Source organism: Streptosporangium sp. NPDC002721 (assembly GCF_042888905.1).
In the GTDB taxonomy this organism is placed as follows: Bacteria; Actinomycetota; Actinomycetes; order Streptosporangiales; family Streptosporangiaceae; genus Streptosporangium.
This window is the reverse complement of record NZ_JBIAQI010000010.1, coordinates 112,381-131,435: the sequence shown is the minus strand read 5'-3', so window position 1 is coordinate 131,435 and position 19,055 is coordinate 112,381. Positions and strand designations below refer to the sequence as shown.

The window sequence follows — 19,055 nt, the reverse complement described above, 5'->3', positions numbered from 1 at the left end:
CAACCGGGAGACTTGGGGCGCATACCGCTCATATGGAGGAGCCCATGAGACGCCCCGGATGGCCTTCGCGATTCTGGGTGGCCTTCGCCGTCGTGATCGTCAAGCCGATCTCGTGGCTCCTGGTCAAGAAGGACTGGCGTCGCGGCGACCGCCTTCCCAGGACGGGCGGGATCATCATGGTGACCAACCACCTGTCGTGGCTGGATCCCATCCTCGTCGCGCACTTCCTCTACAACCACGGCCGCTGGCCGGTGATCCTCGCCAAGTCGGGCCTGTTCTCGGTGCCGCTGGTCGGTTCCCTGGTGAGGGCGCTGCAGGCCATCCCGGTCTACCGGGGGAGCGCCGACGCGGCGCGCTCGCTGGAGGAGTCGCGGCGAAGGCTCGCCGCCGGGGCGTGCGTGATGTTCTACCCGGAGGGCACCTGCACCCGCGACCCGCACTTCTGGCCGATGGAGGGCAAGACCGGCGCGGCCAGGCTCGCGCTGGCCACCGGCGCGACGGTGATCCCCGTCGCCCACTGGGGAGCCCAGGCGATCCTGCCGTACGGCGCCAGGAGGCCCCGCCTGCTGCCGCGCAAGACCTTCCACGTGCAGACGGGCCCGCCGGTCGACCTGTCGAAGTACGCCGGGCGCGAGGGCGAGCCGCTCTCGGCCGAGGTCCTGCGCGAGGCGACCGCCGACATCATGGCGGCCATCACGGCCCAGCTGGCCGAGATCCGCGGGGAGAAGGCTCCCGTGACGCCGTTCAGGCGACCGTCGGACAACTGACTTCGGCGTACGGTGTTGACATCCTCCCCTTCCCGATGGAAGGGGATTCCCACGGTCGCCCGTGAGAGTTCCCGATTCACCGCCGGTCGCCCGCCAGGAGAAATCCCTTGAGGTTCCACACCAGTTCCACAGGCGTCCCGCCCCTCCGCCGGCCAGGCGGCGGGGGCGTCGCCGTCACCGCCGGAGGCGGCGCCGCGCCGTGTTCCCTCCCCAGCCCTCGGGCAGGGGTCCCCACGTCCGAGGAGAACCGATGACCAAGGCGGCCGTGTTCGGCACGGGCTCGTGGGGGACGACCTTCGGCATGATCCTCGCCGGGGCGGGCACCCGGACGACGCTGTGGGGACGCAAGCCGGAGGTCGTCGAGGCGATCGACAAGCGGCACGAGAACCCCGACTACCTGCCGGGCGCGGTGCTGCCCGAGACGCTGCGCGCCACCACCGACCCCGCCGAGGCCCTCGAAGGCGCCGACTTCGTGGTGCTCGCGGTGCCCTCCCAGACCCTGAGGGAGAACCTGACCCGCTGGAAGCCGCACCTGCCGTCCGAGGCGGTGCTGGTCAGCCTGATGAAGGGCATCGAGCTGGGCACCACCAAGCGGATGAGCGAGGTGATCTGCGAGGTCGCCGAGGTGCCCCAGGAGCGGGTCGCGGTGGTGTCGGGCCCCAACCTGGCCGGCGAGATCGTCCGGGGCCAGCCGGCCGCCACCGTGGTCGCCTGCACCGACGAGCGGGCGATGGAACGCCTCCAGGCGGCCTGCTACCTGCCGCCCTGGTTCCGCCCGTACACCAACCCCGACGTCATCGGGGTCGAGCTCGGCGGGGCCGTCAAGAACGTGATCGCCCTGGCGGTCGGCATCTCGGCGGGCATGGGGCTCGGCGACAACGTCGGGGCGATGCTGATGACGCGCGGGCTGGCCGAGATCACCCGGCTCGGCACGGTGCTCGGCGCCGACCCGCACACCTTCGCGGGCCTCGCGGGCATGGGCGATCTTGTGGCGACCTGTGTGTCCCCATTGTCGCGGAACCGTACTTTCGGGGAGAATCTCGGGCGAGGTATGACGCTGGACGAGGTCATCGCCGCGACGAAACAGACCGCCGAGGGGGTCAAATCCTGCGAGTCGGTGCTCGAACTGGCCAGAAAGCACGACGTGGAGATGCCGATCACCGAGGTGGTCGTCGCCGTCGTCCACGACGCGATGCCCCCCAGCGAGGCCGGGGTGCTCCTGATGTCGCGGACCCCCAAGCCGGAACGGTACGGCCTGTGAACGGACAGCGTGGTCGATGAACAGACGGATACGCAGGCGTAAGGGCGAGAACACCCGGTCGGTGCACCTGCCGGCTCCCGAGACGCCCCGGTTACCTCCCCTCGGCCTTGCCGTGTGGCGCAGTTCCGCGTGGGGTTTCGGCGACTCCGCGGAGTACGCCGAGGTGTTCGACGAGAAGGGCTCCGGACACGCCTACGGCCGGATCGACAACCCCACCACCGCCGCCTTCGCCGCGGCGGTGGCCTCCCTGGAGGGCGCCGCGGCGCCCGAGGACGTGGCGGGGCAGGCGTTCGCCTCGGGGATGGCCGCCGTCAACGCGGTCCTGATGACGTTCCTGCGCGCGGGCGCGCACATCGTGGCCCCCGCCCCGATGCACGGCGGGACCCACTCGCTGATCACGAACGTGCTGGCCAGGTTCGGGGTCGACGCGGACTTCGTCGGCTATGGCGAGCTGGCCGGGGTGCAGGCGGCGATCAAGCCCAACACGAAGATCATTTACGCGGAGACGCTGGCCGACCCCACCATGGCCGTCTCCGACATCCGGGGCCTCTACCGGATCGCCCGCGCCGCGGGGGCGCTCCTGGTGGTCGACTCGACCTTCGCCACCCCGATCGTGTGCCGCCCCCTCGAACACGGCGCCGACCTGGTGATCCACTCCGCGACCAAGTACCTCGGCGGCCACGACGACTGCGCCGGGGGCGTGGCGGTGGGCCGCCCCGACCTGATCGCCCAGCTGCGCGAGGTCCGGATCGACACCGGGGGCACGCTCTCCCCCGACGACGCGTTCCTGCTCCGCCGCGGGCTGGAGACCCTGCCGCTGCGGGTCCGCCGGATGTGCTCCACCGCGATGGTCTTCGCCGCCGCCGTGGCCAAGCATCCCGCCGTACGCCGGGTCGACTACCCGGGGCTGCCGGGTCACCCCGGCCACCAGCTCGCCAGGCACCTGTTCGACTCCGGTCCCGAGGGCACGAGATACGGCGCCGGTGTGACGATCACCCCGCGCGGCGGCTACGACGCGGGCGTGGCCCTGGCCGACGCGCTCAAGCTCGTCTCGATCGCCACCTCCGCCGGGGGGACCCGCACCAAGGCCGCCCACGTGGCCTCGGCCGCCCATCGGCGGACCGGTGAGGAACCGGGGATCGACGCGGCGGCGGTCAGGTTCTCCATCGGGCTGGAGGACGCCGAGGACCTCATCATGGACGTCACCCAGGCACTCGACTCACTACCCGCATCGGGTAGGTAGGCGCGTCTAACAGCCGGATTGCCCCCTAACAGGGGGTACATTCGGTCATCATGAGTGAGCAGCACGAACCTCTACCGAGGGTCGCCGTCGTCTTCGGCGGTCGCAATTCCGAGCACGCCGTCTCCATTCTCGGGGCGGGAAGCGTGCTGGGGGCCATCGACAGATCCAAGTACGACGTGATCCCCATCGGAATCGCCACGGACGGCCGGTGGGTGCTCGCCTCGGGGGAGCAGCGCTACGAGATCGAGAGCGGCGACCTGCCCGCCGTCGACGCGGCGGGCGCGACGCTGGCGCTGGCCTCCGGAGGAGGCTCGCTGGTGGCGTACGACCCCGGCAGCATCCCCGTCGAGCTCGGCCAGGTCGACGTCGTCTTTCCGGTGATGCACGGCCCCTTCGCCGAGGACGGCACGATCCAGGGACTGCTGGAGATGGCCGGGGTCCGCTACGTCGGCTCCGGGGTGCTGGCCAGCTCGGTCGGCATGGACAAGGCGTACATGAAGCTGGTCCTCGCCGCCGCCGGCCTGCCCGTCGGCCCGTACGTCGTGATCCGCGACCGCGACTGGCGGACCGACCGCGGCCGGGTCCTCAAGGAGGTCCAGGAGCTCGGCTGGCCGGTCTTCGTCAAGCCCGCGCGCGCCGGGTCCAGCCAGGGCATCTCCAGGGCCGCCGACCTGGAGGAGCTGGAGCGGGCCATCGAGTTCGCCCGCGAGCACGACCCCAAGGTGCTCGTCGAGGCCGCCATCACGGGCCGCGAGATCGAGTGCGCGGTGCTGGAGTCGCCGGGCGACGAGGCGCCCAGGGCGAGCCTGCCCGGCGAGGTGCTGGTCCACGGCGACCACGAGTTCTTCGACTTCGAGGCCAAGTACATCGGGGACGACATGTCCCTGTCGGTGCCCGCCGACATCCCCCAGGAGACGGTCGAGCAGCTGCGGGCGATGGCCGTCCGCGCCTTCGAGGCGCTGGGCTGCGAGGGCCTGTCGCGGGTCGACTTCTTCTACACCCCCGACGGACGGCTGATCGTCAACGAGATCAACACCATGCCGGGCTTCACCGCGATGTCGGTGGCGCCGCAGCTGTGGGCCGCCACCGGCGTGCCCTACGCCGAGCTGGTCGACCGGCTGATCCAGCTCGCGCTCGGACGCTCACCCGGCCTGCGGTGAGGCGCTCCTGAGGTAGACGCTCAGCCGGTCTGGGGAAGGGCGCTCTTGATGGGGGCCGCGAGGTCGATCAGCACGTTCTGCGGGACGTGCTCCCGCGCGATCGTCACCTCGACGTAGGCCTCCCTGCCGATCGCGGTGAACAGCGTCGGCCTGGCCGGGTCGGCGTACCACGCCACCCCGTCGATCTCGGGCACCTGGTCGGTCGGTGACATCGTCACCGGCCGCGGCACCCCGCAGCGCAGGGCGATGCGCGCCTCCCCCCATACGGCGACGTAGGGGGAGGCGGGGGTCGACTCCGTCCGGTCGGCGCCGTCTAGCTTCGCCGGGAGCCGCTCGGCGAGCACCCGGCACGCGGCGGCGGCGGGCGCATCGGGGACCGGGGGCTCGACCCGGACGGCGCCTCCGCACCCCACCAGGATCAGCAGGGCGCAGGCGCACCCCGCCAGGCGGGCGAACCGCAGTGGCATGTCACGTTCCAGACGTTCGGGTGAGGACCCGAACACGAGTCCGGGCGCGACTGTCACGCCCGGATCCGGGCTCGGACGAGATCTCAGATATGGACGATGGGGCACGTCAGCGTGCGCGTGATCCCCTCCACACCCTGGATCTGCGCCACCACGAGCTTCCCCAGCTCGTCGACGTTGCGGGCCTCGGCGCGCACGATGACGTCGTACGGTCCGGTGACGTCCTCGGCCTGCGTGACACCCGCGATGCCGGAGATCGCCGAAGCCACACTCGCGGCCTTGCCGACCTCGGTCTGGATGAGGATATAGGCCTGCACCATAACGACCTCCCGGGCGATTGGATCAGTGCCGAAGGGCCACCGTACCCTGTGATGAACGGGAGGTGTGTCATCACAGTCGGAGATCTCGGCGAATTCGGGGTTGTTGCACGTATTGCCGGACGTTTGCCACAAGGTGGGACCGTGTTACTGGGCCCCGGGGACGACGCCGCGGTGGTGAGCGCTCCCGACGGGCGGGTCGTCGTGACGACTGACCTGTTGATTGAGGGTAGGCACTTCCGGCGCGATTGGTCCAGTGGCTACGACATCGGCCGCAAGGCCGCGGCGCAGAATCTCTCCGACGTCGCGGCGATGGGAGCCCGCCCCACCGGCATCGTGGTCGGCCTGGGGATGCCCGCGGACGCCGCCACCGGATGGCTGGACGACCTCACCGACGGCTTCCGCGACGAGTGCGACCTCGTCGGCGCCAGCGTGGTCGGTGGCGACATCACCCGCTGCGACCTCGTCATGATCGCGGTCACCGCCCTGGGCGACCTGGGCGGCCGGGCGCCCGTCACGCGGTCGGGGGCCCGCCCCGGCGACGTGGTCGCCTTCGCCGGTCGCCTCGGGCACTCCGCCGCCGGTCTCGCGCTGCTCCGCGCGGGCCTGGACGGGCCGGTGGAGCTGATCGACGCCCACCGCCGCCCGTGCCCTCCCTACGCGCGCGGCCCCGAGGCGGCCGGACTCGGCGCGACGGCCATGCTCGACGTGAGCGACGGCCTGCTCCAGGACCTCGGCCACGTGGCCGAGGCGGCCGGGGTCGCGCTCGTCCTGGACCCCGAGGCGTTCCCCCTCCCGCCCGCGATGCGTGAGGCCGCCCGGCTGCTCGGCGCCGAGCCGCTGGAGTGGGTGCTCTCCGGCGGCGAGGACCACGCGCTCGCCGCCACTTTCCCGGCCCACGTACGGCTCCCGGAGGGCTGGAACGTGGTGGGTCACGTCGTTGAGGGGGAGGGTGTGCAGGTCAAGGGCTTCTCGCTCGACCGCGGGGGCTGGGACCACTTCCGGGAGTGATCCTTACCACTTCCTGCGACATCTGTGAAAATTGCGACAAACGTTTACCTAACTGGTATGAAGATGGGCGGTCGAGATTCCCTTCGAGAAAGGGGCCATATGGGCCGCCACGGTGGAAACGGGGAAGAGGTTTCCCCGAACCGGGGTAAACGCGAGCCGGAGTCCGCTCCGGAAGCGGGTTGGGGTGACGAGCCGATCGGGCGCCGGCTCCGTCCCGAGGAGTCGGTGAGCACCGAGACCCGGACGGGTTTCCTGGGATCGGGATGGAGCTCGGAGTCCGAGCTGTCCGACTCATCCGGCCCGTCCAGGACGTCCACCACGTACGACCCATGGCCCGAGGACGAGGAGCGGTCCGGCGGGCGGATCAGGAAGACGGTGCTGATCGTCGCGGCGGTGGCCGTGGTGCTCGGCGGGACCGTGGTCGGTGTCCGCTCCCTCGCCGGCTCGGATACCCCCGCCGACTGCCCGCCCTCCGGTTGCGTCGCGGCGGCGTCGAACCAGCCGGCGCCGGAGGCCGACACCGCCGACGAGCCCGTGACGGAGGAGCCGGCGGAGGAACCGGCGTCCGACGACGAGCCCTCGGAGACGGGCGACGAGACGCCGCGGCCGGGTGACGAGAGGGCGAGGTCCACGCCGGTCCCCGACCGCCCCTCCACCCGTGGCGGAGGCGAGAATGCCTCCACCCCCCGGCCCACCCCGACGCGGAAGCCCACCCGCGCGCCGTCGGACACCGACGAGTCGTCGGCTTCCGACGAGGCCGCCGACGAGCCCGCCCCCACCCCCACCCAGGAGCCTCTCGTCGTCGGTGAGCGGACGCCCGCTCCCGAGCAGCCCCTGGGCAGCGCCGAGCCCGATCCCGTGCCGAGCGAGACGACCTCCAGCACGCCCCCGCTCGCCGGGGGCGCCGCGATCACGGTCGGCGCCGACATCGTGAGCGACAGGGCGCGGACCTACACCGTCGAGCTCGTGGTCGCCGCGGACGAGAGCGTCGAGCGCCTCAAGGTGAGCGTGCCGGTCAGCAGTGAGGTCACCTCGGTCAGCGGGGCCGACTGGGAGCAGGTCGGCGACAACCTGCTGATCGAGTCGCCGGAGGGTCTGGGCGCCGACGAGGAACTCGTCGTCACCTTCACCGCGAGCGGCGACGCGGAGATCCCGCGGAGCTGCCGGAGCGACCAGGGAGAATGCGCCGTCGCCTGACCCGGTGCGCGTCGCCGCGACAGAACCGGCCCGATCCGCACCGATCCGCACTGATCCGCACCGATCCGCACCGATCCGGCACTGATCCGCACCGATCCGCACCGATCCGGCACTGATCCGAACCGCCCGGGCCGCGTCCAGGCCCTGAAAGGGTGGCCGGAAGCCGGTCGAGAGGCCGTTCCGGTCTCCGGACGCGGGTGGAGGCCGGGAAGCCGGGGGAGTGCCTCGCGGGCCGGGGGGGCTGGTTGGATGGGGAACATGACCGTTTCGACCCCCCCTCGCGTGCTGACCGTCGCCGGCTCCGACTCCGGAGGCGGCGCCGGTATCCAGGCCGACCTGAAGACAATGCTCGCCCTCGGCGTGCACGGCATGAGCGTGATCGCCGCGGTGACCGCCCAGAACTCGGTCGGCGTGCAGGGCTACTGGGAGCTCCCCCCGGAGGCGGTACGGGCCCAGCTCGACTCGGTGCTCGGTGACATCGGGGCCCAGGCGGTCAAGACCGGGATGCTCGCCTCACCGGCGCTGGTGGAGACGGTGGCCGAGGTCCTGGCGGGGCTGGACGTGCCCGTCGTGGTCGATCCCGTCGGGGTCTCCAAGCACGGCGACGCGCTCCTCGCCCCCGAGGCGGTGGAGACGGTGAAGACGCGCCTGCTGCCCACCGCCACGGTGGTCACCCCCAACCTGTGGGAGGTCCTGCAGCTCACCGGGGTGAAGGTCGAGGACGAGCCCGACCTGCGCCGGGCCGCCGACGCGATCCTGGAGCTCGGGCCCGCGTGGGCGCTGGTCAAGGGCGGTCACCTGCCGGGCGCCCCGGTCGACCTGCTGACCGACGGCACGCGGGAGTTCCGCTTCACCGCGGAGCGCCACGACAACCGGCACACCCACGGCACGGGCTGCACCCTCGCCTCCGCGATCGCCTCCCACCTCGCCCTCGGCGAGGACGTCCCGTCCGCCGTGGAGAAGGCGAAGGCGTACGTCACCGGCGCGATCGCGCACGGCTTCCCCCTGGGAGCGGGTATCGGCCCCGTGGACCACGCCTGGCGCCTGCGCGTTCCCTGAACCGCGCCCCAACGGGACGGCTCTCCGAACGAGACGGCCTTCCCGGACGGGAAAGGCTTCCGAACAGGGCGACCTCCCGAAAGGGACGGTTTCCCAGACGGGACGGTTTCCCGGACAGGACGAAAGCCCGCGGGAAACGACGAAGCCCGCCGCCCCTTCGAGGGGACGGCGGGCTTCGCGAAGGTCTGGCTAGCGGGTGACCTTGCCGGCCTTGATGCAGGAGGTGCACACGTTCAGCCGCTTCGGCGTGCCGTTCACCACTGCGCGCACGGGCTGGATGTTCGGGTTCCAGCGGCGGCGGGTGCGGCGGTGCGAGTGGGAGACGTTGTTGCCGAAGGTCGGCTTCTTAGCGCAAACGTCGCAGACGGAAGCCACGGTTCGCTCCTTTAATCAGTCGAGAGGCTCGATCCGCCGCACTGGCGGCGGTCATCGGGCACGCCGGGACGACCGGCTGGCCACACGAGGATATCCGATGTCCGGCCCCGCGGCGAACGCGAGCCGCCGTGAACGGTCGAACGGGGATAATCTCCGGAGGCAACCGTAGCGCATTCCAGGACACGCCACGGCGGCTCTCCTCCGCGGGACCGAACCCCGAGCGCGGCACCGGGGAACCGGACCGGAGAACGGAACCGGAGCCGTCCGGAGGCCGGTGAGGGCGTCCGGCGGACGCGAGCAGGGCCCGGACCGGGCACTGAATCAGGACCTGGAGCAGGAGCTGGGGAGCAGGAGGGCAGGAATGCTGCAGGTTCTCGACCCGCTCGCGGTGCGCAGATGGTCGCGGCTGGCCGCCGAGACGCTGGGGAGGGCACGCGAGGAGATCGACGCGCTCAACGTCTTCCCCGTGCCCGACGGCGACACCGGCACCAACCTGCACCTGACCATGCTCTCCGCCGCCGAGGCGCTCGACGGGCTGCCCGCCGACGCCGGGGCCGAGGCCACCTGGCGGGCACTCGCCCAGGGGGCGCTGCTCGGCGCCCGGGGCAACTCGGGAGTGATCGTCAGCCAGGCGCTGCGCGGCCTCGCCGAGGTGCTCAGGGAGGCCGAGGGACGCGGCGCCGACCTCGGGCGCGGCCTGGTCAGAGCCGCCGAGCTGGCCCGCGCCGCGGTGTCCAGGCCGGTCGAGGGCACGATCCTGAGCGTCCTGGCGGCCGTGGCCGCGGCGGTGTGCGACGGGCGGGAGGATCTCGCCTCGGTCGCGAGGAAGGCCGCGGGGGAGGCGCGCTCCGCGCTCCGCCGCACCACGGAACAGCTCGACGTGCTGGCCCGCGGTGGGGTGGTCGACGCGGGCGGAGCGGGCCTGACGATCATCCTGGAGAGCCTCGCCGCCGTCGTCACCGACTCCTACACCGGCCGGGTGGACATCCCCGCCCCGGCCCACCGGGTCGTCCCCGAGCCTCCCGGAGAGGCAGGGGGGCGCGGGGAAGGTCCCGGATACGAGGTCATGTACCTGCTGGACGCCGGGGCGCGGGAGGTCGCCGCGCTGCGCGAGGAGCTCGACGCGCTCGGCGACTCGCTGGTGATCGTGGGCGGGGACGACCTGTGGAACGTCCACGTCCATGTGGACGACGCGGGCGCGGCGATCGAGGCGGCCATGAGGCTGGGCCGCCCCCACCGGATCAGGGTGACGTACCTGGTCGGCTCAGGCAGGACCCACCCGGTCGCGCGGGGGAGGGGCGTGGTGGCCGTGGCCGCGGGGCCCGCGCTGGCGGCGGTGTTCGAGGAGGCGGGAGCCGTGGTCGTCCGGCGCGAGCCCGGCTCCAGCCCCCCGCTGGCGGCGGTGCTCGCCGCCGTCCGCGAGGCCGGGTCCGAGGTCGTGGTCCTGCCCAACGACAGCGACACGCGCGAGGTCGCGGCCGCCGCCGCCGAGATCGCGAGGGAGCAGGGCCTGGTGGTCGGCGTCATCCCGACCAGGGCCTCGGTGCAGGGCCTGTCGGCGCTGGCCGTCCACGACCCGCTACGCCGTTTCGACGACGACGTGGTGGCCATGACCGAGGCCGCCGCGCACACCCGCCACGGGCACGTCTGGGTGGCCGACCGCGAGGTCATGACGAGCGCGGGCCTGACCGCCCCCGGCGATGTCCTGGGCGTGGTCGACGGCGACGCCGCGCTGATCGACACGGATCTGGCGGCGACCGCGCTGGAGGTCGTACGCCGCATGATCTCCTCCAGCAGCGAGCTGGTGACCCTCTTGGAGGGCGCCGACGCCCCCGAGGGGCTCGCCCACGTCGTACAGGACCACCTGGCCGGCACCAGGCCGGACATCGAGGTGGTCACGTACGAGGGTGGGCAGGGCGGCTACCCGCTGCTGATCGGCGTGGAGTGAGCCGGTGCCGGGCGGCCGGACACGCCGCGGCTGGTGAAATCTGTCGCCCGGGCACGGTAGAAAACGGGGGTGACGAGCTTCGACGAGCCGCTGGCGAAGGCGCTTGACCCCAAGACGGCCAAGCTGCTGGAGAGCGTTCTCGACCTGCGCACCGTCGGCGACCTGCTGCGGCACTACCCGCGGCGCTACGCCGAGCGGGGCGAGCTGACCGACCTCGACGACCTTCAGGTGGACGACCACGTCACCGTGGTGGGCGAGGTCACCAGGGCGATGCGCAGGCCGATGCGCAACAAGGGCGGCACCTGGCTGGAGGTCGAGGTCGTCGACGCCCGGGGCAGCAAGATCTACCTGTCGTTCTTCGGGAAGACGTCCCACATCGCCGAGACGCGGCTGAAGCCGGGCAGGCGCGGCATGTTCGCCGGGAAGGTCGGCGCCTTCGGCCAGGGCGAGAAACGCAAGTGGCAGCTCTCCCACCCCGAGTTCGAGATGATCGAGGAGAGCGAGACGGGCGCCGAGGAGTTCGCCGCCGCGCTCGTGCCGATCTACCCGGCGGGCAAGGACGTGACGCCCTGGGCGATCCGCAGGGCGCTGGGCGTCGTCCTCGACACGATGGGCGAGCTCGACGACCCGCTCCCCGCGGAGCTGCGCGCCCGCCACCGGCTCCCCGGCCTGGCGGAGGCCCTGCTGGCGATCCACCGCCCCCGCGACCACGCCGACGTGGCCAGGGCGCGCAAGCGGCTCAGGTTCGACGAGGCGTTCCTGCTCCAGGCGGTGCTGCTGCAGCGCCGGATGGCCGCGGCCTCCTGGCCCGCCATGCCCCGGCCCGCGATCTCCGGGGGGCTGCTCGCCGACTTCGACGGGCGATTGCCGTTCGAGCTCACCGAGGGGCAGCGCGACGTGGGCGAGGAGATCGCGGCGGACCTGGCGCTGCCCCACCCCATGCACCGGCTGCTCCAGGGCGAGGTCGGCGCGGGCAAGACCATCGTCGCGCTGCGGGCGATGCTCCAGGTGGTCGACGCCGGGGGGCAGGCCGTGCTGCTCGCCCCCACCGAGGTGCTCGCCCAGCAGCACCACCGGTCGATCTCGGCGATGCTCGGAGACCTGGCCACCGGCGGCATGTTCGGCGGCACCGCGGTCGCCCTGCTGACCGGCTCGCTGGGCGCCGCGGCCCGCCGCTCGGCCATGCTCGACGCGGCCTCGGGCGCGGCGGGCATCGTCGTCGGCACCCACGCGGTCCTGCAGGAGCGCGTCCAGTTCGCCGACCTCGGCCTGGTCGTGGTCGACGAGCAGCACCGGTTCGGCGTGGAGCAGCGCGACGCGCTCCGCGAGAAGGCCGGGGGCGGCCGCCCGCACGTGCTCGTCATGACCGCCACGCCCATCCCCCGCACCGTCGCGATGACGGTCTTCGGCGACCTCACGGTCTCCACGCTCTCCCAGCTGCCCTCGGGCCGCGCCCCGATCACCACGCACGTGGTCCCCGCCGCGGAGAAGCCGCACTTCCTCGACCGGGCCTGGACGCGGCTGCGCGAGGAGATCGAGCTGGGCCGCCAGGCCTACGTCGTGTGCCCGCGCATCGGCGACCTGGAGGGCGACGAGGGCGACATGTCGAAGGCGGACGACGAGCGCAGGCCGCCGCTGGCGGTGCTCGACGTGGCCGAGACGCTCGCGCAGGGGCCGCTGCACGGGCTCCGTACGGAGGTGCTGCACGGCAAGCTCCCGCCGGAGGAGAAGGAGGCGGTGATGAAGGCCTTCACCAGGGGGGAGATCGACGTGCTGGTGGCGACCACGGTCATCGAGGTCGGCGTCGACGTCCCCAACTCCTCGGTCATGGTCATCATGGACGCCGACCGGTTCGGCGTCTCCCAGCTGCACCAGCTCCGCGGCCGGGTCGGGCGCGGCGGGCTGCCCGGCCTGTGCCTGCTGGTGAGTGACTCCCCGGGCGGCACGCCCGCCAGGGCCCGGCTCGACGCGGTGGCGGCCACCCTGGACGGCTTCGAGCTGTCCCGTGTCGACCTGGAGCAGCGCAGGGAGGGTGATGTGCTCGGTGTGGCCCAGTCGGGGCGCAGATCGTCGCTGAAGATGCTCAGGCTCCTCCGCGACGAGGACGTCATCCACGCCGCGCGCCTGGACGCCGAGGCGATGCTGGAGGCCGATCCCGAGCTGGCGGGCCATCCCGTGCTCCGCGCGGAGATCGACAGGCTTCTCGCGGACGAGCGCGCCGAATACCTGGAGAAGACCTGACGGAGCGGGACCGTCGTCCCGCGACACCCGCGGAGGGGCTGACGGAGCGGGGGCGTCGTCCTCCGATACCCGCGGAGGAGCTGATGGGGCGGGATCGTCGTCCTCCGGTATCCACGGAGGACCTGACGGAGCGGGGGCGTCGTCCCCCGGGCCCAACTGCGGGGACGGCCTCCCCCCGAATGCCGTCCCCGCTTGGGCCCACTCCCGGGTCAGGTGCCGAGAGCACCGGCGTGCGGAAGGGCTCACGATCACGCCGGTCGGCCTCCCCCTGGGTCACTTGGAGGCCGCAGGAATCATCATGCAAGGGACCGGCACCGGACGGAACGACCCTTACGCTTTCGTCGCCACTCCTTGCCCACTCTTGACCTAGATCACCTACCAGGACCCTTTTGGCCTGCGGTTATGTGATGCGTCGCGACACGCCGGTGCTGCCTGCGGCGCGTCCCGGGGCGGGAGCGTGAACGGCGGCGGGAGCCGCGCCGGGAGGCACTGAGAGGATGGCCGGGTGAGCCGAGTCATCGCGGGAAGCGCAGGAGGACGGCGGCTGGCCGTGCCGCCGGGACGGGGGACACGCCCCACCAGCGACCGGGCCAGGGAGGCGATCTTCTCCACCGTGGGGTCGCTGATCGGCCCGCTGGAGGGGTGCAGAGTGCTCGACCTCTACGCGGGCTCCGGGGCGCTCGGGCTGGAGGCGCTCTCCCGGGGGGCCGATCACGCGCTCCTCGTGGAGTCGGACGCCAGGGCGATCCGGACGATCAGGCAGAACATCGCCTCGCTGGGCCTTCCGGGGGCCGAGCTCGCCGCCGACCGGGTGGAGCGACTGCTGGCCAGGGGCCCCGGCGGCACGGGGGACACCGGAGACACCGGGACCGCCGGGAGGCCGTACGACCTCGTCCTCGCCGACCCGCCGTACGCGCTGGGCGCCGAGGAGGTGGACGCGGTGCTCGGGCTGCTGCGCGACCGGGGCTGGCTGGCCGAGGACGCGCTGGTCGCGGTGGAGCGGGAGAGCAGGGGGAAGGATCTGGTCTGGCCCCCGGGGTACGAAGAGGAGAGGGTCCGTCGTTACGGCGAAGCGTCCGTTTGGTACGGTCGCGCCGCCGGGAATCCTTAGAGCAGGGGGTCCACCTTGCGTCGCGTTGTCTGTCCGGGATCGTTCGATCCCGTCACGAACGGTCATCTGGACATCATCGGCCGGGCTTCCCGGCAGTACGACGAGGTCGTCGTGGCCGTACTGATCAATATCGAGAAGAAGAGCCTGTTCACGGTGGAGGAGCGCATCCAGACGCTCCAGACGGTCACCAAGGAGTACGGGAACGTCCGCGTGGACAAGTTCCACGGCCTCCTGGTCGACTACTGCAAGCAGCAGGAGATCCCCGCCATCGTGAAGGGCCTGCGCGCGGTCAGCGACTTCGACTACGAGCTCCAGATGGCGCAGCTCAACTACCGGATGTCCGGGGTGGAGACCCTGTTCATGGCCACCGGCCCCGAGGTCTCCTTCCTGTCGTCCAGCCGCATCAAGGAGATCGTCAAGTACGGCGGGAACGTGGCCGGGCTGGTGCCTGATCTTGTGCAGGAACTCCTGGTCGAACGGCTCAGGGGCTAGGCCCTGCTATTCTCTTATTTCGGCCTTGCACGACGGCGATGATGCGCCATGCCTAACGAGAGCGAAATGACTCAGCACCTTGACCCCCGCGCCCCATGGGTGATCTCCACCCATGATCTGGGGCGGCGACCCGGGTCGATGCGCCGGATGAATCTCGCCCTCCCGGCACCGGCGGACATCGGCGTCGACATGATCGGCGTCCCCAAGGACGCCGACGTCGAGCTGGACATCCGGCTTGAGGCGGTCATGGAGGGTGTGCTCGTCACGGGCACTGCGCAAGCCCCGCTGCGGGGGGAGTGCGCACGCTGCCTGGAGCCGGTCATCTCGCGAACCGAGGTGGACTTCCAGGAGCTGTTCTTCTACTCGGCAGAGGATGCTGCCGAGAGTGACTCGCTTCTCGACGGAGAGCTGCTCGATCTCGAACCCGCGTTTCGCGACGCGGTCGTGCTCACACTGCCGTTGAGCCCGGTCTGCAGTGAAGACTGCGCCGGGCTCTGCGTGGAGTGCGGCGTCAGGCTGGCCGATGCCGAGCCTGACCACGGCCACGAGGTGATCGACGCCCGCTGGGCGAAGCTGCAAGGTCTGATTCCGGAACATAACAACGATCAGGAGAGCTGACGTGGCTGTCCCCAAGCGCAAGATGTCGCGGAGCAATACTCGCTCCCGCAGGTCGCAGTGGAAGGCCGCCGCGGTTTCGCTCGTGAGCTGCCCCCAGTGCCGCTCGCCGAAGCGTCCGCACGTGGCGTGTCCGACCTGCGGCACTTACAACCGCCGTCAGGTGATCGAGCCCTCCGCCTGATCGCATTCTGACCGACGGATGCCGGCCGGGTCCTCCACGGGCCCCGGCCGGCGTCACCGTCTGCACCCCCTGCGATGGCGGTCCGCCCGCGGCTGTGGTGGACGCCGGGGTTCGCGGTAGAACGCGTGCCCTCCCGGCGCCCACCACATCTTCGGGCATCTCTCGTTCCTTCCTTCGCCATCGCGCATTCGCTGAGAGAACGTGCGAGGAGAAGCCGTGGGTACGAGCGTCAAGCCGGTCGCCGTCGAGTTCGTCAAGGAAGAGCTGGAGCGCCTCCTCCTGGTGCGCCTCGACGTCGCCATCCTGGAGCGGGCGCTGACGCACCGCTCCTACGCCTACGAGAACGGCGGCCTGCCGACCAACGAGCGCCTGGAGTTCCTCGGCGACTCGGTGCTGGGCCTGGTCGTCACCGACACCCTCTACCGCAACCACCCGGACCTGCCCGAGGGGCAGCTGGCCAAGCTCAGGGCCGCGGTGGTCAACATGCGCGCCCTGGCCGACGTGGCCCGCTCGCTGGGCCTGGGCCGCTTCCTGCGGCTCGGCCGGGGCGAGGAGGGCACGGGAGGCCGCGACAAGTCCTCGATCCTCGCCGACACCCTTGAGGCGCTCATCGGTGCGGTCTACGTGAACAGGGGCCTGGACGAGGCGTTCCGCGTCGTCCACCTGCTCTTCGACCCGCTCATCACCCGCTCCGCCTCGCTCGGTGCCGGGCTCGACTGGAAGACCTCCCTGCAGGAGCTCACCGCGTCCGAGTCGCTCGGCGTGCCCGAATACCATGTCGAGGAGAGCGGCCCCGACCACGCCAAGTCCTTCACCGCGGTCGTCCGCGTCGGCGGCGAGGCGTACGGCTCGGGGTCGGGCCGCTCGAAGAAGGAGGCCGAGCAGCAGGCCGCCGAGGCCGCCTGGAACCGCATCCGCGAGGACCGCGAGAGGCGCGAGGCCAGCTGACCGGCCGGCCCGCCCCCGAAAGGGACCGCGGCGGGCGCGTGGTTGGCTAACCTGCTGACCGGCGACCGCTGCCCGCGCGGGGCCACGGCGGATCCGGCCGGCGCGCCGGGCCTCGCCGCCCAGGTCACCCGAGTCGTTCTAGGAGAGACGCATGCCCGAGCTGCCCGAGGTCGAGGTGGTACGCCGCGGCCTGGAGCGATGGGTCTCCGGCCGAGTCGTCGCCCGAGCCGAGGTGCTCCACCCGAGGGCGATCAGGCGGCACGTCCCCGGCGCCGTGGAGTTCTCCGCCCGGATGGCGGGCCGCACGGTCGGCCCCGCCGAGCGCAGGGGCAAGTACCTCTGGCTGCCCCTGGGCGGCTCCGACGCGATCCTGGCCCACCTCGGGATGAGCGGCCAGCTGCTGGTCGTGGAGCCGGACACGGCACCGGAGAAGCACCTTCGCGTCCGGATCGGCTTCACCGACGGCGGCCCCGAGCTGCGCTTCGTCGACCAGCGGACCTTCGGCCATGTGCTGGTGACCGCAATGACGCAGGCCGGTGGCCGCGCGGTGCCCGAGCCGATCGCGCACATCGCGGCCGACCCGTTCGAGGAGAACTTCGACGACGACGGCTTCGCCCACCGGCTGCGCGCCCGGCAGACCGAGGTCAAGCGGGCGCTCCTGGACCAGTCGCTGATCAGCGGGGTCGGCAACATCTACGCCGACGAGGCGCTCTGGCGGGCCGGGCTGCACGGCGCCCGCGCGACCGCGACGCTGACCCGGCCGAAGGTGGCCGAGCTGCTGGCCGCGGCCCGGGAGGTGATGGCCGCCGCCCTGTCCGAGGGCGGCACATCCTTCGACAGTCTTTACGTGAATGTCAATGGGGAGAGCGGCTACTTCGACCGTTCCCTCGCGGTTTACGGTCGGCGCGACGAGCCCTGCCCCCGATGCGGCACCCCGATCGTTCGTGAGTCGTTCATGAACCGTTCGTCCTACAGCTGCCCTCGCTGCCAGCCCAGGCCGAGAGGGGTCCCGGCATGACGGACGTACGGCTGACGGCGTGGGTCAGGGGCCGGGTGCAGGGTGTGGGTTTCCGCTGGTGGACGCGTGCCAGGGCCCTCGAGCTCGGCCTGGCCGGCTGGGCGCGCAACACGGACGACGGCCGGGTGGAGGTGGTCGCGCAGGGCCCGGAGACCTCCTGCGCCGAGCTGCTCGGCCTGCTCAGGGGCGGGAACACACCGGGACGGGTCGACGCGGTCGTCGAGCGCTGGAGCGAGACCAAAGGTGGTCTCCGGGGTTTTGTCGAGCGCTGACCACTTCCCCAAACCGCCCAAAATAAGGTATAGTTGACCGTCGAGAGTGCCTACTGGTGCATCCATCCGGAGCGTTCAACTTGACCGTCTCCCTCACCGGTGCGACTCTTGATAAAGAACCACGCGCACCCCTCCCGCGGCAAAGAAGTGCGCGAACCAGTCTGGTCACTCAGCGTGGAGGACCCTTTACTATGGCGAAGGCTCTACTCGGCCACGTCGGCGGTCCCGACCCTCGTATGGTCTCGGAAATGCGTCGTCTTCAGCAGCGCATCCGTGATCTCGAGGGAGAGCTCACCCGGCTCCAGGCCCAGAACGACGAACTCGCGGCCGGCACCCGCGACGAGGAGTTCAACCGTCTGCAGGATCGTGAGCCGGCCCTCACCTAACGGGGGCCGGGGCGGAACACTGTCCAGGGACGCCTCATCGGGGCGTCCCTTGTCATATCGATACGCACGTCACAACCGTCACGTGCGTCCTATATGCCGTGCCAGGAAGGCCAGCTGCTCGGGTAACACCCTGCGGCGGTAGGCCGTGTCCTGGCACCCTTCGGTAATCCCTCCTTCGGCCGTGGCGCCCAGCGCTTTCAGACCCTTCAGCATGGTCTGGGTCTGCCGGGCCCACGCGTCGCGCTCCCCGCACCCCAGCCAGACCGGGATGTCCACGAGCTCGCGCAGCGGCGCCTGAGCCGCGCTCACCGTGGGTGAGGCCGCGACCACCGCCCCCACCTGCTCGGGGCCCAGCTCCGCGGCCAGCCTCAGCGCCCCGGCGCCGCCGGAGGACCAGCCCATCAGCCCGATCTTCGCGGTGTCCATCCCGTTCATGCTCAGGTACGGCAGCAGCGCGCCCGGGATGTCGGCGGAGGGCCAGTCGTCGATGGAGGCCAGCGCGAAGCGCCCGCCGCCCGCGGCCAGATAGCGGTCGATCGCGTAGACGTCGAACGGCGTGCGCGCGTCACCCGCGGCGCCGTGAAGCATGATCACCACGGGGAGCCCGTCCTCCGCTCCCGGCGGCAGCCCGACGATCACCCGCCGCCGGTCGACCCGGCTGCGCTGGAGCGTTCCAGGCGAGGTCACCGGAGGCTCGGGGATCGCGCCGCAGACGATCTGGGCGTACGCGTCCCTGAAGCCCTCGGGACCGGCCGCCAGGGCGGCGCCGCCGAGGCCGAGCACGGCCAGCCCGCCGCCCACGAGGAAGGCGCGTCGCCTGAGGAGCCCCCCGCCGCCCGATGGGTGTGATGGAGCCTCGCCCCCACCGCGTTCCGCGTCCATGCAGGGCACGATAGGCGGTGCGCGGGCGGGCGCGGGTGAAGAACGGTAGTCTTCCCGCGTGACCGAAGCCGTGGGCTGACCGTGGGCTGACCGTGGGCTGACAA

The 19,055-nt window shown here is 71.7% G+C and carries 21 protein-coding genes; 17 read left to right on the top strand and 4 right to left on the bottom strand.

Going from position 1 to position 19,055, the window contains the following annotated elements; translation table 11 throughout:
- Nucleotides 1-44: 44 nt before the first annotated feature.
- The 4 genes from ACFYWM_RS15975 (at nt 45) to ACFYWM_RS15960 (ending at nt 4,431) form a co-directional block, all read left to right on the top strand.
- Nucleotides 45-767 carry a lysophospholipid acyltransferase family protein gene (locus ACFYWM_RS15975; protein ID WP_389914776.1) on the top strand — a complete coding sequence of 241 codons (723 nt, stop codon included), beginning with the start codon at nt 45-47 and terminating at the stop codon, nt 765-767.
- 250 nt (nt 768-1,017) lie between these two features.
- Nucleotides 1,018-2,028 (top strand): NAD(P)H-dependent glycerol-3-phosphate dehydrogenase, encoded by a 1,011-nt coding sequence (locus ACFYWM_RS15970; RefSeq protein ID WP_389914773.1) that lies wholly within the window; start codon nt 1,018-1,020, stop codon nt 2,026-2,028.
- A gap of 16 nt (nt 2,029-2,044) precedes the next feature.
- Nucleotides 2,045-3,271 carry a trans-sulfuration enzyme family protein gene (locus ACFYWM_RS15965; RefSeq protein WP_389914770.1) on the top strand — a complete coding sequence of 409 codons (1,227 nt, stop codon included), beginning with the start codon at nt 2,045-2,047 and terminating at the stop codon, nt 3,269-3,271.
- Nucleotides 3,272-3,321: 50 nt separating this feature from the next.
- Nucleotides 3,322-4,431, top strand: a complete 1,110-nt coding sequence (locus tag ACFYWM_RS15960) for a D-alanine--D-alanine ligase family protein (protein ID WP_389914767.1) — start codon at nt 3,322-3,324, stop codon at nt 4,429-4,431.
- Nucleotides 4,432-4,451: 20 nt separating this feature from the next.
- Here ACFYWM_RS15960 and ACFYWM_RS15955 read toward each other — a convergent pair whose 3' ends face one another.
- Nucleotides 4,452-4,898 carry a DUF3515 family protein gene (locus ACFYWM_RS15955; protein WP_389914764.1) on the bottom strand — a complete coding sequence of 149 codons (447 nt, stop codon included), beginning with the start codon at nt 4,896-4,898 and terminating at the stop codon, nt 4,452-4,454.
- 83 nt (nt 4,899-4,981) lie between these two features.
- Nucleotides 4,982-5,215 (bottom strand): Lrp/AsnC family transcriptional regulator, encoded by a 234-nt coding sequence (locus tag ACFYWM_RS15950; protein WP_389914761.1) that lies wholly within the window; start codon nt 5,213-5,215, stop codon nt 4,982-4,984.
- Nucleotides 5,216-5,266: 51 nt separating this feature from the next.
- Between ACFYWM_RS15950 and ACFYWM_RS15945 the strand changes: the two genes are divergently transcribed.
- The 3 genes from ACFYWM_RS15945 (at nt 5,267) to thiD (ending at nt 8,479) form a co-directional block, all read left to right on the top strand.
- Nucleotides 5,267-6,223: a thiamine-phosphate kinase gene (locus ACFYWM_RS15945; protein WP_389914758.1), complete on the top strand. Its 957-nt coding sequence runs from the start codon at nt 5,267-5,269 to the stop codon at nt 6,221-6,223.
- A gap of 225 nt (nt 6,224-6,448) precedes the next feature.
- Nucleotides 6,449-7,420, top strand: a complete 972-nt coding sequence (locus ACFYWM_RS15940; protein ID WP_389914755.1) for a hypothetical protein — start codon at nt 6,449-6,451, stop codon at nt 7,418-7,420.
- Nucleotides 7,421-7,669: 249 nt separating this feature from the next.
- Nucleotides 7,670-8,479 carry a bifunctional hydroxymethylpyrimidine kinase/phosphomethylpyrimidine kinase gene (gene thiD, locus ACFYWM_RS15935; protein ID WP_389914752.1) on the top strand — a complete coding sequence of 270 codons (810 nt, stop codon included), beginning with the start codon at nt 7,670-7,672 and terminating at the stop codon, nt 8,477-8,479.
- Nucleotides 8,480-8,668: 189 nt separating this feature from the next.
- Here thiD and rpmB read toward each other — a convergent pair whose 3' ends face one another.
- Nucleotides 8,669-8,854 carry a 50S ribosomal protein L28 gene (gene rpmB / locus ACFYWM_RS15930; RefSeq protein WP_012894387.1) on the bottom strand — a complete coding sequence of 62 codons (186 nt, stop codon included), beginning with the start codon at nt 8,852-8,854 and terminating at the stop codon, nt 8,669-8,671.
- A gap of 361 nt (nt 8,855-9,215) precedes the next feature.
- Here rpmB and ACFYWM_RS15925 point away from each other — a divergent pair, with 361 nt between their 5' ends.
- From ACFYWM_RS15925 to ACFYWM_RS15880, 10 genes are all read left to right on the top strand, one after another.
- Nucleotides 9,216-10,802, top strand: a complete 1,587-nt coding sequence (locus ACFYWM_RS15925; protein ID WP_389914748.1) for a DAK2 domain-containing protein — start codon at nt 9,216-9,218, stop codon at nt 10,800-10,802.
- Nucleotides 10,803-10,871: 69 nt separating this feature from the next.
- A complete protein-coding gene (gene recG, locus ACFYWM_RS15920; protein WP_389914746.1) occupies nt 10,872-13,043 on the top strand; it encodes an ATP-dependent DNA helicase RecG in 2,172 nt (723 codons plus the stop codon).
- 505 nt (nt 13,044-13,548) lie between these two features.
- Nucleotides 13,549-14,154, top strand: a complete 606-nt coding sequence (gene rsmD / locus ACFYWM_RS15915; protein ID WP_389914743.1) for a 16S rRNA (guanine(966)-N(2))-methyltransferase RsmD — start codon at nt 13,549-13,551, stop codon at nt 14,152-14,154.
- A 15-nt stretch (nt 14,155-14,169) separates the two neighbouring features.
- The gene (coaD, locus tag ACFYWM_RS15910; protein ID WP_362693624.1) at nt 14,170-14,646 is read left to right on the top strand and encodes a pantetheine-phosphate adenylyltransferase; all 477 of its coding nucleotides are present in this window, start codon (nt 14,170-14,172) and stop codon (nt 14,644-14,646) included.
- Nucleotides 14,647-14,712: 66 nt separating this feature from the next.
- Entirely contained in the window at nt 14,713-15,264 is a 552-nt protein-coding gene (locus ACFYWM_RS15905) for a YceD family protein (protein WP_389914740.1), read from the top strand.
- A gap of 1 nt (nt 15,265) precedes the next feature.
- Nucleotides 15,266-15,445 carry a 50S ribosomal protein L32 gene (gene rpmF, locus ACFYWM_RS15900; protein ID WP_012894381.1) on the top strand — a complete coding sequence of 60 codons (180 nt, stop codon included), beginning with the start codon at nt 15,266-15,268 and terminating at the stop codon, nt 15,443-15,445.
- A 264-nt stretch (nt 15,446-15,709) separates the two neighbouring features.
- Nucleotides 15,710-16,393, top strand: coding sequence for a ribonuclease III (gene rnc, locus ACFYWM_RS15895; protein WP_329094214.1), 684 nt, complete (start codon nt 15,710-15,712; stop codon nt 16,391-16,393).
- 151 nt (nt 16,394-16,544) lie between these two features.
- Nucleotides 16,545-17,411, top strand: coding sequence for a bifunctional DNA-formamidopyrimidine glycosylase/DNA-(apurinic or apyrimidinic site) lyase (gene mutM / locus ACFYWM_RS15890; RefSeq protein ID WP_389914737.1), 867 nt, complete (start codon nt 16,545-16,547; stop codon nt 17,409-17,411).
- Nucleotides 17,408-17,683 (top strand): acylphosphatase, encoded by a 276-nt coding sequence (locus tag ACFYWM_RS15885; protein ID WP_389914734.1) that lies wholly within the window; start codon nt 17,408-17,410, stop codon nt 17,681-17,683. The genes mutM and ACFYWM_RS15885 overlap by 4 nt, the downstream gene beginning before the upstream one ends.
- Nucleotides 17,684-17,874: 191 nt before the next feature.
- Complete coding sequence (locus ACFYWM_RS15880; protein ID WP_344748163.1) at nt 17,875-18,069, top strand: hypothetical protein; 195 nt, start codon at nt 17,875-17,877, stop codon at nt 18,067-18,069.
- Nucleotides 18,070-18,147: 78 nt separating this feature from the next.
- Here ACFYWM_RS15880 and ACFYWM_RS15875 read toward each other — a convergent pair whose 3' ends face one another.
- On the bottom strand, nt 18,148-18,951 hold the full coding sequence (locus tag ACFYWM_RS15875; RefSeq protein WP_389914729.1) for an alpha/beta hydrolase-fold protein: 804 nt from the start codon (nt 18,949-18,951) through the stop codon (nt 18,148-18,150).
- Nucleotides 18,952-19,055: the final 104 nt, after the last annotated feature.

Excerpts from the sequence above, each read along its gene's own strand:
- ACFYWM_RS15975 (WP_389914776.1), top strand. The coding sequence starts at position 45 with ATGAGACGCCCCGGATGGCCTTCGCGATTCTGGGTGGCCTTCGCCGTC.
- ACFYWM_RS15970 (WP_389914773.1), top strand. The coding sequence starts at position 1,018 with ATGACCAAGGCGGCCGTGTTCGGCACGGGCTCGTGGGGGACGACCTTC.
- ACFYWM_RS15965 (WP_389914770.1), top strand. The coding sequence starts at position 2,045 with ATGAACAGACGGATACGCAGGCGTAAGGGCGAGAACACCCGGTCGGTG.
- ACFYWM_RS15960 (WP_389914767.1), top strand. The coding sequence starts at position 3,322 with ATGAGTGAGCAGCACGAACCTCTACCGAGGGTCGCCGTCGTCTTCGGC.
- ACFYWM_RS15955 (WP_389914764.1), bottom strand. The coding sequence starts at position 4,898 with ATGCCACTGCGGTTCGCCCGCCTGGCGGGGTGCGCCTGCGCCCTGCTG.
- ACFYWM_RS15950 (WP_389914761.1), bottom strand. The coding sequence starts at position 5,215 with ATGGTGCAGGCCTATATCCTCATCCAGACCGAGGTCGGCAAGGCCGCG.
- ACFYWM_RS15945 (WP_389914758.1), top strand. The coding sequence starts at position 5,267 with ATGAACGGGAGGTGTGTCATCACAGTCGGAGATCTCGGCGAATTCGGG.
- thiD (WP_389914752.1), top strand. The coding sequence starts at position 7,670 with ATGGGGAACATGACCGTTTCGACCCCCCCTCGCGTGCTGACCGTCGCC.
- ACFYWM_RS15925 (WP_389914748.1), top strand. The coding sequence starts at position 9,216 with ATGCTGCAGGTTCTCGACCCGCTCGCGGTGCGCAGATGGTCGCGGCTG.
- ACFYWM_RS15905 (WP_389914740.1), top strand. The coding sequence starts at position 14,713 with ATGACTCAGCACCTTGACCCCCGCGCCCCATGGGTGATCTCCACCCAT.
- mutM (WP_389914737.1), top strand. The coding sequence starts at position 16,545 with ATGCCCGAGCTGCCCGAGGTCGAGGTGGTACGCCGCGGCCTGGAGCGA.
- ACFYWM_RS15885 (WP_389914734.1), top strand. The coding sequence starts at position 17,408 with ATGACGGACGTACGGCTGACGGCGTGGGTCAGGGGCCGGGTGCAGGGT.
- ACFYWM_RS15880 (WP_344748163.1), top strand. The coding sequence starts at position 17,875 with ATGGCGAAGGCTCTACTCGGCCACGTCGGCGGTCCCGACCCTCGTATG.
- ACFYWM_RS15875 (WP_389914729.1), bottom strand. The coding sequence starts at position 18,951 with ATGGACGCGGAACGCGGTGGGGGCGAGGCTCCATCACACCCATCGGGC.